10 protein-coding genes are annotated in these 14,498 nt (G+C 37.4%); 2 read left to right on the top strand and 8 right to left on the bottom strand.

All coding sequences use genetic code 11. The features are described from left to right. Positions 1-147: 147 nt before the first annotated feature. From EZ449_RS06035 to EZ449_RS06045, 3 genes are all read right to left on the bottom strand, one after another. Positions 148-2,838: a valine--tRNA ligase gene (locus tag EZ449_RS06035; RefSeq protein ID WP_131557073.1), complete on the bottom strand. Its 2,691-nt coding sequence runs from the start codon at positions 2,836-2,838 to the stop codon at positions 148-150. A 515-nt stretch (positions 2,839-3,353) separates the two neighbouring features. Next, positions 3,354-3,938 carry a Uma2 family endonuclease gene (locus tag EZ449_RS06040; protein ID WP_131557074.1) on the bottom strand — a complete coding sequence of 195 codons (585 nt, stop codon included), beginning with the start codon at positions 3,936-3,938 and terminating at the stop codon, positions 3,354-3,356. A 206-nt stretch (positions 3,939-4,144) separates the two neighbouring features. Next, complete coding sequence (locus EZ449_RS06045; RefSeq protein WP_131557075.1) at positions 4,145-6,127, bottom strand: heavy metal translocating P-type ATPase; 1,983 nt, start codon at positions 6,125-6,127, stop codon at positions 4,145-4,147. 572 nt (positions 6,128-6,699) lie between these two features. Here EZ449_RS06045 and EZ449_RS06050 point away from each other — a divergent pair. Both EZ449_RS06050 and EZ449_RS06055 read left to right on the top strand, forming a co-directional pair. Further along, complete coding sequence (locus EZ449_RS06050) at positions 6,700-8,736, top strand: M13 family metallopeptidase (protein ID WP_131557076.1); 2,037 nt, start codon at positions 6,700-6,702, stop codon at positions 8,734-8,736. 296 nt (positions 8,737-9,032) lie between these two features. After that, positions 9,033-9,809 (top strand): DUF2625 family protein, encoded by a 777-nt coding sequence (locus EZ449_RS06055; protein ID WP_131557077.1) that lies wholly within the window; start codon positions 9,033-9,035, stop codon positions 9,807-9,809. 74 nt (positions 9,810-9,883) lie between these two features. On the opposite strand, the gene EZ449_RS06060 is transcribed toward EZ449_RS06055, so the two are convergent. From EZ449_RS06060 to EZ449_RS06080, 5 genes are all read right to left on the bottom strand, one after another. Next, positions 9,884-10,888, bottom strand: a complete 1,005-nt coding sequence (locus EZ449_RS06060; protein ID WP_131557078.1) for a cytochrome d ubiquinol oxidase subunit II — start codon at positions 10,886-10,888, stop codon at positions 9,884-9,886. 87 nt (positions 10,889-10,975) lie between these two features. Next, positions 10,976-12,301: a cytochrome ubiquinol oxidase subunit I gene (locus EZ449_RS06065; protein ID WP_131557079.1), complete on the bottom strand. Its 1,326-nt coding sequence runs from the start codon at positions 12,299-12,301 to the stop codon at positions 10,976-10,978. A gap of 184 nt (positions 12,302-12,485) precedes the next feature. After that, positions 12,486-13,385: an MBL fold metallo-hydrolase gene (locus EZ449_RS06070; protein ID WP_131557080.1), complete on the bottom strand. Its 900-nt coding sequence runs from the start codon at positions 13,383-13,385 to the stop codon at positions 12,486-12,488. 77 nt (positions 13,386-13,462) lie between these two features. Next, positions 13,463-13,666 carry a hypothetical protein gene (locus EZ449_RS06075; RefSeq protein ID WP_131557081.1) on the bottom strand — a complete coding sequence of 68 codons (204 nt, stop codon included), beginning with the start codon at positions 13,664-13,666 and terminating at the stop codon, positions 13,463-13,465. A 134-nt stretch (positions 13,667-13,800) separates the two neighbouring features. Then, the gene (locus tag EZ449_RS06080; RefSeq protein ID WP_131557082.1) at positions 13,801-14,001 is read right to left on the bottom strand and encodes a hypothetical protein; all 201 of its coding nucleotides are present in this window, start codon (positions 13,999-14,001) and stop codon (positions 13,801-13,803) included. Positions 14,002-14,498: the final 497 nt, after the last annotated feature.

Consider the following 14,498-nt stretch of genomic DNA (forward strand, 5'->3'; position numbering starts at 1 on the left):
TCTTCAAGGAGAGGGAGAGCAGAATAATTGCTTAACTTCCAAACATTGATAGTGTGAGGTTAAAACAAAAAGCCCCTTAGAAACCTAATTCTAAAGGGCTTTTACAAACCTCGCAGGTTTTAAAAAGCTGCGAGGTTAATAATTAGATTATCCCAAAACCACTAAACTTTCCTCAATTATCTTGATTTTAGCCTCGGCATCTGCTTTTTTATTGCGCTCGTTTGCGATAATTTCTGGCTTTGCATTTTGAACAAAGCGTTCGTTACTCAGCTTCGCATCAACAGATTTCAAGAAACCTTGCAAATAAACCAAATCAGCATTTAAGCGAATGCGTTCTGCTTCAACATCAATTGTTTCAGTTAGTATAATAAAAAATTCATCTTTGCCCGCCATAAAAGCTGTTGCACCAGCAACCTTATCACTTACTATTTCTGCGGCAGAAACATTTGCTATTTTGTAAACAATGTTTAGCCATTTTTCATAATCGATATCAGAATTTACTTTCAAGCTTAAAGGCAAAGCCTCTTTTGGTGAAATTTGTTTCTGGTTACGAATATTTCTGATTTCAGCTACAACAGTTTTAATTACCTCCACATCTTTCAATAGTTTCTCATCAATCGAACCACCTTTCGGGAATTCGGCAACAATGCAACAATCCATTTCTCCACGTTCAGCAAACAAATCATCATGCCACAATTCTTCGGTTAAGAAAGGCATATTTGGGTGCAATAACTTGATGATATTTTCAAAGAACGCAATGGTTGCGCTATAACTTTCGGCATCAATTGGTTGTTGGTAAGCAGGCTTAACCATCTCCAAATACCAAGCGCAGAAATCATCCCAAACCAATTTATAGGTCGTCATTAAAGCCTCCGATAAGCGATATTGCTTAAAGTTGGCCTCGATTTCTAATAAAGATTCGTTAAAACGATTCTCAAACCAGGAAATGGCTTGCTTATTGGGATTTTCTAAATTTTCGTCTACCTCCCATCCTTTTACCAAACGGAAAGCATTCCATATTTTCGAAGCGAAATTACGTCCTTGTTCGCAGTAGCTTTCGTCGAACATTAAATCGTTACCCGCAGGCGACGACATTAACATCCCAACGCGGACTGCGTCAGCTCCATATTTTTCAATTAATCCAATTGGGTCTGGTGAATTACCTAAAGATTTAGACATTTTACGGCCTAACTTATCGCGAACTATCCCCGTTAAGTAAACGTTGGTGAATGGTTTTTTGCCCATAAACTCATGCCCGGCCATTATCATTCTAGCCACCCAGAAGAATAAAATTTCCGGTGCAGTAACCAAATCGTTGGTTGGATAGTAGTAGTTAATATCTTTATTATTCGGGTCTTTAAATCCATCGAAAACAGAAATCGGCCATAACCATGATGAAAACCAGGTATCCATTACATCTTCATCTTGCCTTAAAAAAGGTTCTAACTGATGTTTGAATCCTGCTTTTTCAGTATCTGAACAATTTTCATCCAAATGTTTTTTCTTCCAGAATTCTTCTAAAGCTTCTTCCTTGGTTTTGGCAACTACCCAGTTTCCTTTATCATCATACCAAGCGGGAATTTGTTGTCCCCACCAAAGTTGACGAGAAATATTCCAATCGCGAACATTTTCCATCCAGTGGCGATAGGTGTTCTCAAATTTATTCGGAATTAAGTTAACTTCTCCGTTCAAAACATCATCCAAAGCTGGCTGAGCCATTTCTTTCATCTTCACAAACCATTGCATAGAAAGTTTTGGTTCGATAGCCGCATCGGTACGTTCAGAAAAACCAACCTGCGATTTATAATCTTCAACCTTATCTAAATGACCGGCCTCTTCCAACATTTTAGCAATCTTCTTACGGGCAACAAATCTGTCTTCGCCCACTAAAATGACTGCCAATTCATTTAAAGTTCCGTCATCGTTTAAAATATCAGTTACCGGTAAATTGTGCTTAACACCCAACTCATAATCGTTCAAATCGTGGGCCGGTGTAACTTTTAAACAACCTGTACCAAATTCAATGTCCACATATTCATCCTCAATAACCGGAATTTCATGGTTAACCAAAGGCACAAAAACTTTTTTGCCTTTTAGGTGCGCAAAACGCTCGTCATTCGGGTTAATACAAATGGCGGCATCAGCCATAATAGTTTCCGGACGAGTAGTAGCAACAACAAGGTAGTCAGGAGTCTGAAGTCCGTAGTCCGAAGTCTTATCGCCAACAATGGTATAGCGGATATAATAAAGCTTTTGATTTACTTCCTTACGAATTACTTCCTCATCAGAAACCGCTGTTTTGCCTGCAGGATCCCAGTTTACCATTCGGATGCCGCGATAAATCCAGCCTTTTTTGTACAAATGGATAAATGAATCGATAACGGCCGCAGAAAGGTCTTCTTCCATTGTAAAACGAGTACGGTCCCAATCGCAACTTGCACCCAATTTCTTCAATTGCTCTAAAATAATACCACCGTATTTCTCTTTCCACTCCCAGGCATATTTCAGAAACTCTTCACGAGAAAGGTCTTTTTTATTAATGCCTTTTTCCTTCAACATAGCCACAACTTTCGCCTCTGTAGCGATAGATGCATGGTCGGTTCCAGGAACCCAACATGCATTTTTTCCCTGCATACGAGCTTTTCGAATCAAAACATCTTGAATCGTATTGTTTAACATATGCCCCATGTGCAGCACTCCAGTCACATTTGGCGGCGGAATTACAATAGTGTAAGGCTCACGCTCATCAGGTTCTGAATGAAAAAACTTTTTCGATAGCCAATAGCTATACCATTTATCTTCGGTTTCTGCAGGATTATAATGTGTGGAAATGCTCATGAAAAATTGTTATAAAAGCCCAAAAATAGCTAAATAAGCTGAAAGACTAAAGTGCAAAGCTAAAAGTTTGGTGCAATAAAATTCCTCTCTCCCAGAGGAGTGCCTGCTAGGCGAGGTGTTTCGTTTATTTTTGAAAAGCAAGTTCAGTATTTCATTTTAAAGTCAGTCCTGCTTTTTGTTCCAATCTTTTTGTGAATGGCAGTTGAGGCTGTTGAATTGCTGCATCAAAAAGTATTTCCACTTCAATCAGGTTTAAAAAACTTAAGTCTATTGCGCTTTTGATTGTCCTGCTTATTCAGATTGCATATTTTGGCTGAAGCCAACTAATCCAACCTGCATACAGGCAGCTAAAGCAGCCTTCAATGAAATGCAGTACACAACGCAAGTTGCAATCTTACATGCTTTCAATTTCATTGCCGTTGGTTTCAACCAACGGATAAAAATGATTAAGAAATGTAATCGGTTAGTTTATAGAAAGTTAGATATAAAACAGCCGTCACTGACGAAGAAATGGCTTAATCCAAATCTTCAAAAACATCATCCAATAAAAGCTCAAACCCTGGCAAAACCGATGATGCAATTTTTTCGCTTAAAGTAAATATTTTCGATGGCTGAAATTTACCTAACTCATTTAGGGTGTAAATTAAAATACTTTGGTCGCTTTGGCTAACCACCCAGTATTCATTAACACCGAACTCTTCGTAAACCTGATATTTATTCAGCAACTCCTTTATATTATTTCCAGGAGATAAAATTTCTACAACAATATCCGGAGCGCCAATACAACCTCTATCATCGAGCTTATTTTTATCGCAGATTACACAAATATCGGGTTGGAGAATGGTGATGGCGTCTTTCTTTTCAAAATAAACATCGAACGGCCCAACAATTACTTTTGCCGTCTTACCTTTTAGATAATTAGCAATTTGAATGAAAATATTACCGAGCACTTCTTGGTGTGATAGCAAAATTGTTTCGCCACTACTACTAAAAATTTGGCCATTTATTAATTCTACTCTGTCAGAAAATTTCCAAGAATAATAATCTTCATAACTATATTTTAAAGACTTATCTAAATCTTTTAATTCTAAAATCGAAATATCCTTTAACTAGAAGATTGATAATTATTCATATTGTTGAAGCTATCATTAAATATAACAAATTGCAGAATTAAAGCTGTCGCAATGCTGAATTATTTTAGCATCCATTATATACAATTAAGACCCTGAAATGAATTTAGTGTGACGACTTCCCCAAGATTAGCGCATTAGGGTTACTTCGTTCCTTGCAATAACAAATTTCTTTGTTAAAACTTCATCTTTTGAATCCTAGCCGCATTTAAAATAGCCAAAAACGCAACACCAACATCAGCAAAAACGGCCTCCCACATGGTTGCAATGCCGCCTGCACCTAAAATTAAAACCAATGCTTTTACTGCAAAAGCCAACACAATATTTTGAATCACTACATTTCTAGTGGCCCTACCGATTTTAATGGCTGTTGCGATTTTCGAGGGTTGGTCGGTTTGAATAACAACATCAGCAGTTTCGATGGCGGCATCGCTGCCCATTGCGCCCATCGCTATGCCAATATCGCTGATGGCTAAAACAGGTGTATCATTTATGCCATCACCAACAAAAGCCACGATTTTCGTTTTATCCTTTTTAATTTCTTCGAGTTTGGCAACTTTATCTTCTGGCAATAAATCGCCGAAATAAGAATCGATGCCTAAAACACCCGCAACTTTTTTAACTATTGAAGTTTTGTCGCCACTCAACATTACCACTTGTTTAACACCATTGGCATGTAATTGCTTTATCGCCTCGCTAGCGTCTTCTTTAATTTCATCGGCTATTAAAACATAACCGACATATTTTCCATCGACTGAAACAACTACGATGCTTTCTTCAATATCTTTAATCGTTGAATCGAAATCAATTTTAAATTTCTCTAGTAGCTTTACATTTCCAGCAAGAATTTCCTTGCCATTAACAATTCCTTTTAAGCCCATTCCCGCAATTTCTTCGATATTTTCTGCAGGATGAATTTCCTTTTCGCCGGCATATTCTACTATCGCTTTTGCAATCGGATGTGTAGATTTTGCTTCAACAGCAGTCAGTAAAGCAAGGAAATCCTTTTCATCGATGTTACTTTCCACTTTCTGAACCTTGAAAACACCTTTTGTAAGTGTTCCGGTTTTATCCATTACCACCACGTTCAGCTTGGTAATTAAATCTAAAAAGTTTGAGCCTTTAAACAGAATTCCATTAGAAGATGCAGCACCAATGCCCCCAAAATAACCTAGTGGAATAGAAATAACTAAAGCACAGGGGCAGGAAATTACCAGAAAAACCAAGGAACGATACAACCAGGTTTGAAAATGATAATCGTTACCCAAAACTAAAATCGGGATGGTAACCAAGGCCAAAGCCAAAAAGAACACAATTGGCGTATAAATTTTTGCAAATTTTCGAATAAACAATTCCGTTTTAGCTTTACGAGTGGTGGCATTCTGAACCATCTCCAAAATGCGGGATAAAGCACTATCTGCAAAAGCTTTGGTTACTTTTATTTCAATAACTTTATCCAAATTCAGCATTCCTGCCAATATATTTTCGCCTTTGTTAATGGTTTTTGGTTTACTCTCGCCCGTTAATGCAGCCGTATTGAAACTGCTTTTTTCTGATAACATTTCGCCATCCAAAGGAATTTTCTCGCCCGCCTTAATTTGGATGGTTTCGCCTATTTCTACTTTTTCGGGGTTTACACTTTCATATTTCCCATTCCTTAAAACGTTGGCCACATCGGCCCTTACATCAAGCAAGGCAGAAATATTTCTTTTTGCTCTGTTTACAGCAGCCATTTGAAAAAGCTCGCCAATGGTATAAAAAAGCATTACCGTTACCCCCTCAGGATATTCGCCTATTGCAAAAGCGCCGATTGTAGCGATAGACATTAGCGAAAACTCGGTAAAGAAATCTTTCGCCATAAAGGTTTCCCAAACTTCTTTTAAAACCGGAATTCCAACTGGCAAATAAGCTACTATATACCAGTAAGGGCGAATAATTTTAAAAGCTTCAACCTTGAATATATTATCGAAAGCAATACCAATTAGAAGCATTGCTAAAGTAACTATGGCTGGTAAATAGGTTTTAAATGATGATGGGTCGCCGCCATGGTCGTGGTCGTGTTCATCACCATCTTCATGTAGGTGGCTATGTTCGTGTTTGTGTTCTGAATGCGCTTTACTGCTGCAGCAGCTATCTTCTTTATCGTGTGGGTGGCTCATTATTTTTTTTATTTGAAAAGCAATTTCAGATACTTTTCGGTTTCTTTCTTCCCGCCATCGCTGCAAATCCTCAGCCAAAGAAAAATTGGCTTCCGGGTTTTACGCTTTGTCGGGTTTAGGTGGCAAAAATAGTAGTACTATCAAACGTAAATAAACCCGACAGTAGCGAAAATACTTTTTGGTTTCGTACTTCGACGGGCTCAGCATGGCAATCACAAAAAAGATTGCAGCGTATGGCGGGACTACAAAATCCGATGAAATACCGAACGCCCTTTTCCAAATCCTGTAAACCTAAACATGCATTTCTCCAAAAATAATGCTTTATTATGAATCATTCTTGATAATCAATTTTTTTCTAACCACACAATAAATTATGTTAAAAAATGTTAATAGTGTATAAAGATTAAAAAATCATGAAATCTCTAAAGTTCCATTTTTCTCCTGCTGAATTTATCAGACGTTTGGGTTTAGCAAAAATCTACTATTGGTTTAACAAGTAATATTCTTAATATATTGTTTTACTATTGATTTGTATTTCATAAATTTCGCTGTTAAAACTAACTATTAAGCGAATGAAATACCAAAATTTGAAAAGATATTTTGCGGCATTGGGTATAGTCGCTGCTGGCTTTTCTGCAAATGCACAAACCACCAAAAAATTTATCGACCCTGCAAACATGGATTTATCCGTTAAGCCAGGCGACGATTTCTACACTTATGCTAGTGGTAATTGGATAAAAAACAATCCTGTTCCGGCCAAAGAAACACGTTGGGGCTCATTTAACGAACTTCGCGATTTCAATATCAATGCCGTAAAAACGTTGGTTGAAGATGCTGCTGCTAATAAATCTGCACCTGCTGGTTCAGTTAAACGCCGTGTTGGCGATTTCTTTGCCGCCGCAATGGATACAGTTGCCATTGAAAAATTAGGCTACACGCCAATCAAAGCTGATTTAGAAAAAATTAAACAGATTAAAGATATTCAAGGCGTTTTAGACCAAGTTGCTTACATGCGAGTGAATGGCTTAGGTGCGCCAATGTTGGGCGTTGGTGTTGGCCAAGACCGTAAAAACGTTAACAAATACATGGTTAATATTGGTCAGGGTGGTACAACCTTGCCAGACCGTGATTATTATTTGAAAGATGATACGCGGAGTGTAAAAATTCGTGAGGCTTATAATACTTACATGACTACGCTTTTTTCGTTAACCGGAAGTACGCCTGAAGTTGCTAAGCAAAAAGCAGAAACAGTTTTCAAAATAGAAAAGCAATTTGCCGAGGCACAAATGAGCCGTTTGGAAATGCGTGACCCTTACGCTACTTATAATAAACTTACCGTTGCCGAATTAAACAAAAAGACACCTGATATTAACTGGGCAACTTTTTTACCAAAATTCAAAATTAAAGGACAGGATACTTTATTGGTTTCTTCACCTAAATTTTTGGCAAGTGTAGATGGGATGTTGAAATCTGTTTCGGTAGCCGATTGGAAAACTTATTTGGAATGGAACATTTTAAAAGGTTCTGCCGGAAGTTTAAGTTCTCCGTTTGTTAAAGCAAGTTTTGCTTTCACGCAGGCACAAACTGGTCAGAAAATTCAAACTCCACGTTGGCAACGGATGTCATCATTAACTGATGGCACGATTGGCGAATTATTAGGTCAATTATATGTTGCTAAATATTTCAAGCCTGAGGCGAAAGCCCGTATGGATGCCATGATTGTAAATTTGCGTAAAGCTTTTGAAATCAGAATTAATGGTTTGGAATGGATGAGCGCTGAAACAAAGAAAAAAGCATTAGAAAAATTAGCAGCTTTTAAATCTAAAGTTGGTTATACCACCAAATGGGAAACTTACACAGGATTGGAAATTAACAGAAATACCTATTTCCAAAACTTACGTAATGCTAGTGTTTGGGGATACAATGAAAACGTAAACAGACTGGGTAAACCGGTTGACCGTAATCGTTTCGGCATGACACCTCCTACGGTAAATGCATCTTACAGCCCTACAATGAACGATATTACTTTCCCTGCCGGAATTTTGCAGTTCCCTTTCTTCGACCCAAATGCAGATGATGCCGTAAATTATGGTGGAATTGGCGCTGTTATTGGCCACGAAATGAGTCATGGTTTTGATGATAGTGGTAGCCAATATGATGCAGCCGGTAACTTAAAAAACTGGTGGACTGCAGAGGATAAAGCTAAGTTTGATGCAAAAACAAAAGCTTTGGGCGAACAATTTGATGCTTACACCGTTTTAGATACAGTACATGTTATCGGTAAATTAACAATGGGTGAAAACATTGGCGATTTAGGTGGTTTAAATGCTGCTTATACTGCTTTTAAAATGACAAAACAAGGTCAAAGCAACGAGAAAATTGATGGTTATACGCCAGACCAACGTTTTTTCTTATCTTGGGCACAAGTTTGGCGAGGTAACATTTTGCCAGAAAGTGCTGCTCAGTTAATTAAAACCGACCCACATTCTCCGGGTCCGTACCGTACAATTGGTGCTCCGGTAAATATGGATGCCTGGTACACAGCTTTTGACGTAAAACCTGGTGATAAATTATACAAAAAACCAGAAGATAGAATAAGAATGTGGTAGATTTAAGGTAAAGGGCTTAGGTCTTTTCTTTCAAATCTACAAAGAACTTCATCCCAGAGAGGAATATCAAACCTATAATGCAAACGTCCCGATTTATTCGGGACGTTTTGTTTAAAGAAGTTTTTAATTTATTTGGTCATTTTAATTCCGAAATTTCGGGACTTTATCTTTTTGGTGAAAAATCCAGAAAAGGATGTCACTCGAATCATTAACGAACCCATCGCTTTAAAAATAAACGGGTTCCTTTTAGTAATTCTTAATTATCATCATATCTTTGAAAAACATAAGCATTATACATGAAAAGCCTCATCAAAATACTTTTTATTCTTAGCCTGACTTTATCTTCTTCAGTTGTTTCTGCACAAGATAATTTAATAAGTCTTGAAGCCTTGGTAAACAAAACTGACCCTGCCTGGCCTTTGGTTAAAAAATGGATTGATTCTGCAAAGAATAAGGTTGAGGTTTTGCCTGTCGATTCTGCAAAAGCGAAAGAGACACTTCATAACGCACAGGTTTCTACCTACGCTACGTTGGGTTCAGTAATTTACAATACTGGCGGCATCATGGTTGATAATGGTTGGATTAGAATCTTAGGTTCTGGTAGCGAACGATTAAATCGCAATGTTGCCGAATGGAACAAAGGAAAAACCATTAAAGAATACGGCGATAAAATTCCTTACCTATTAATTGCTGATGATGCAATTGGTGGGTTTTTTGCAATTAACTATGGAGGTTTAGGACCTGATATTAAAAATGTATATTATTTAGAACCAAATACGCTTACTTGGCAACCGTTAGGTGCAGGCTACGGAGAGTTTCTTGTATTTTGTTTTGATAGCGACCTTTCTAAATTTTACAAAGGCTTGCGCTGGACCAATTGGAGCCAATTTATTGGCAGTTTAGACGGCACCAAAACTTATAGTTTCCGCCCTTATTTATGGATGGAGGGAACAGATATAGATAAGTGCACAAGAAAATTTGTTGGAATAGAGGAAATGTATAGGTTCAACATTATGAAATCGAAAGAGATTAATGCCGATAAAGGGATAAAGAAAGATGAGACTAAACAATAAGATTATTTGCTGATATTTTTATCATATAAATTTTATGTCGTTTCGAACAGATTATTTAGGTAGAGTAAGAATACCTACTCCTCCTTTTTCTGAAATTTATAAAACAAATAACCAAGAAAAGGCAAAATCAAAATACTACCTAATAACAAGGCCAATCCCAAACTATAAATTGTTTTCGGCGGACCAACGGTTTCGAAAAGTGAAATGGCATCACCGTTTTTTAAGCGAATGAAGTTTGGAAAATGCGCATAACTAATCGCCAACAAAATCATCGTAACCTGAAAACCAGCTAAAATCCTCAATACTTTCGTTTTGCCTTTTATCAGCAAATACCAAAGCAATATCAAGGATAAACTTGCCAAAATAATAGCAGATAAACCTACAGTGTTTTTGAATACCCAATCGATTAAAGGAATGTTATCAAACTGTGCGACAAGGAAAACCAAGGCACCAAAAATTACTGCCGCAATATTCATAAACTCTGCCTTTCTAATAAAGCGGCGTTTATCATATTCATCTTTAGTTTCGCCAATTAGATAAACTGCCGCAAGGAAGCCACAAAGTGCAACAGTAAAAAAACCTACAGCAATCGAAAACCAATTGAGCCAGCTGTAGATATAAGCAGACACAAAATCTTTTGCTTCGGAATCAATATGACCTGAAATTAAACTGCCAGCGATAATTCCGAGAAAAAGCGCTGTAATAAAACTAGAATATCGGAAAATTCTATTGTACAGCCATTGCATATCATCTTTCACGGCATCGTAATGGCGAAACACAAAAGCTGTTCCACGGGCGATAATGCCGATGAGCATAATGAGCAAAGGAATATGCAGATAAACCGACATGGTGGTGTAAATGTGCGGGAAACCAACAAATAGAATAACAATTGCAATAATGAGCCACATGTGGTTCGCCTCCCAAACCGGTCCGATTGCCTGATACATGGTTTTTCGAGTTCGGCTTCTGTTTTTTGTAGACGTAAAAAGCTCAATGATTCCTGCACCAAAATCTGCTCCACCCAAAAGGAAGTAAAGCAAAATGCCCAAACATAAAAAAGCGATTACAACGTATTCCATATTATGAAAATGATTACTCAGATTATTAGGCGATTACACCAATTAATAGATGATAACACCGATTGGTTATTTTATTTTGATTATTGGTTATTTCGATTTGATTACTGTCTTATCATAAAGCACAGGAACCATTTTTATTTGTCGGTAAAGTAAAAATGTAACGATACAGCTAAGCGATAAATAAATCGCCGAGAAAATGTAAAATGAATAGGCAATTCCAGGCATAGGTGTTACGGCATCTTTAGTGCGCATAATGCCGTAAATTATCCAGGGCTGACGACCAACTTCTGTTACCACCCAACCAGCTTCCAAGGCGAGATATCCAAGCGGAATAGCCAATACAAATAGCTTTAGCAACCAACGTTTCTCTAAAAGCGGTTTCTTTCTAAATAAATTGATAAAGTAAATTAGTGAAATTAAGGCCAACAGAGTTCCTATTCCAACCATAATTTGAAAAGCATAATGCGTTATCGCCACCGGCGGATGTTCGTTCTCTGGAATTTGGTCGAGCCCTTTTACTTCAGCTTTGAAATTACCATGAGCTAAAAAACTAAGTGCACCAGGAATCTTGATTGCTCCTTTTACGGTTTTATCTTTTTCGTTTACGATACCTCCAATTAAAAGAGCTGCGGGTTTTTCCGTTTGATACAGCGCTTCCATTGCAGCAAGCTTTGCAGGTTGCCTTTTAGCGACATCCTTTGCAGAAATATCGCCACTTAAAGGTTGCAATAATGCGCTGATGCATGCGAAAACAGCTGCAATTTTAAAGGCTTTTAAATGGAATTCCTTATTCTGATTTCGCAATATCATAAGCGCATGAACGCCTGCAACGGCAAAGCCCGTAGCTGTAAATGCGGCCAGGCACATGTGCAAGGCCTGTGAAAACCACGCTTTATTAAACATCGCCTGAATTGGGTCGATGTTTAAGTATTGTCCATTTACAAAATCAAAGCCTGCAGGGCTATTCATCCATGCATTTGCTGCAACCACTAAAATTCCAGAAGCTAATCCGCTTACGCCAACAACCATCCCCGTAAACCAGTGGAACCATTTATTCAGCTTATTCCAGCCGTAAAGGAAAAATCCTAATGCGATTGCCTCGATGAAAAATGCGGTTCCCTCTAACGAAAATGGCATCCCGAAAATCGGTCCGGCATGTTCCATAAATTTTGGCCACAATAAGCCCAATTCAAATGATAACATGGTACCTGAAACAGCCCCCGTAGCGAAAAAAATAGCAACACCTTTACTCCATGCTTTAGTTAAATTTTTATAAACTTCATCGTTGGTTTTTAACCATTTATAATGTGAAACGGCCATAAAAAATGGCATCACCATACCGATGCAAGAAAAGATAATATGAAAGCCTAATGATAAGGCCATTTGGGAGCGGGCTGCTAAAAAATCATCCATATCTGATATTGGATTTTGTGTAACACAAATATAGCAGATAAGGGTTAGGATATAGTGGTTTTGGGTTGGTTGTTTAGATTTATTTTAAATATAGAATGTTTATAAATTGAAGAAAGATTTGGAAAATATTGGCCACAGATTCGCAGATTATTTTTAAATTAATCTGCGAATCTGCGGCTAAAACCTAAACCCCTTTCAATTCATCGTAAGCTGCAGTTAAGCTTCTTTGAATCCCGTCGCCTTGCCATTCGGGAGCATTTGGAATTGTGGTTGCTTTCAAGATATCTTCTTTAGATTTTCCAGCCTTAATCTCGCTGCCAACATAAGACATCAAGTTTTTTAAATAATCCTGATAAGCTTTTACGTCCGCTTTTGTTCCCGTTACTTTTTCTGGGTCTAAGCTATGTCCCCAAATGAACATGGTATCTTTATCAAATTGATTTTGAATTTTATCTAATGCGGTAATCCAATTGCCGATATGTGCGCCGTTTTCTCTGTCGATATAAGGAAATCTTCGGTTGAAAACTAAATCTCCAACATGTACGATATTTGCATTTTCGAAGTGATAAACCGCATCGCCGTTGGTATGGCCTGAACCGTAATAGTAAGCACTGATTTTCTCATCGCCAACAGGTGCTTTCCAACCTATACCGAAAGTAGTATCTGGCAGTAATTGTTTATCTAAATTATTGGCTTTCTCTGCACCTCTCTTTTGATTTACCAATGAGTTTTGATGCGCCACCACTTTTTCGGCTAAACCTTTAAAGGCAATATTTCCTGCGGTATGGTCGCCGTGATGATGCGTGTTAATTAAATACTTGAATGGTTTTTCGCCAAGTTTCTTCAATTCTTCGATTACATGAGGTGCCGATGTTGGAAACTGTGCATCAACTACAACAAATCCATTTGATGAATTTAACCAACCGATGGTTCCACCCTGTTCGGTAAAAACTCCGACGTTATTTCTTAATGGTTTGAAATTATAAGCCCGTAATATTTCTTGTTGAGCGAAAACGTCTGATTTATAAATCGATAACAAGGCCATTGCCAATGCTGAATTTTTGATAAAATTTCTTCTTTCCATTTTGAGATTAACTTAAAAAGCCACAACAAATGCTGTGGCTTAAATTTAATAATTTTTACTTGTAAATTAAGGTGTTCCTAAATACTAGAACCTGGCGTCGTACCTGGCTCATGTCCTGGACCAAATGAATTGTTTTTACGGCCTTTATCTTTGTTAAATAAGTTAGTCCCGACTTTAGATGATTTGTTTTCATCAAGCGTTCTATCTTCTTTGATATCTTCAGCGGTTTTATCCAGCAAATCGTTCTCAACGACTTTACCTTTTTCTTTATTATTTTCCATTGTTTTCAATTTGATGTAATAAAAGAACAAGCGAGAAATAATATTGTTTTTAATAGCTGTTTTAGGAATGAGTTTAAGCATAACATATCCTATCCTTTCGTTTAAAAAGGTTTCTATTTAACTTAGATTTGCAATTACATCATTGAACCAGATAACTTTCTCAACTCATGTATGCAGCCAAAGGAGTTAAACTTCCTTTTATGAATCTTGTTAAAATGATGTGATGATTCAAATGAAAATGGCGACAAAATGAACTTGTAGATGTGTTTTCTTTCCTCTAGCGATTTTCCAGTCTCAAGATTTGTTGATTGTGGATTGGTTTCCTGATTTTCCATAACGATAAATTTTATAAAAGCTTGGTTGCTTTTGTGGGTTGATTAAATTTTCAAACAAATGTGTATTTACTCTCCTAATGAGAATTCAAAAAAATATGTTCTAAAATTTTGCTTAACCTTATACCAAAGGGATTTTTGATAAGGTTTCGTTGAGGAACTAAATCTTATTGGCAGTTTTGGATTGCCTTTATCTTACATAAATATAAGTTTTTGTTTTGAGATATGCAAGGGGTCTTGCATCCGTTGACTGAAGTCAACGGCAATGAAATGCAACTAAGCTAAATCTATCGCTATCAAATTCATTGCCGTCCTGCATCAGCAGACGGATTCGAAAATTTGTTTCCCTCTTATCTTTCTAGGCGGTAGAATTCCTCTTTTGAGGGCTGTCTGAAAGACGGGGTGGTTTGTCTTTGCCAGACAGGCTTTCCACTTTTTCTTGATAAAAAGTGGAGCAAAAATCAAGGCTTGCACCTGATTTTGGAAAAATTCGTCAAACC

The sequence above is a fragment of the Pedobacter frigidisoli genome, assembly GCF_004331675.1.
GTDB lineage: Bacteria > Bacteroidota > Bacteroidia > Sphingobacteriales > Sphingobacteriaceae > Pedobacter > Pedobacter frigidisoli.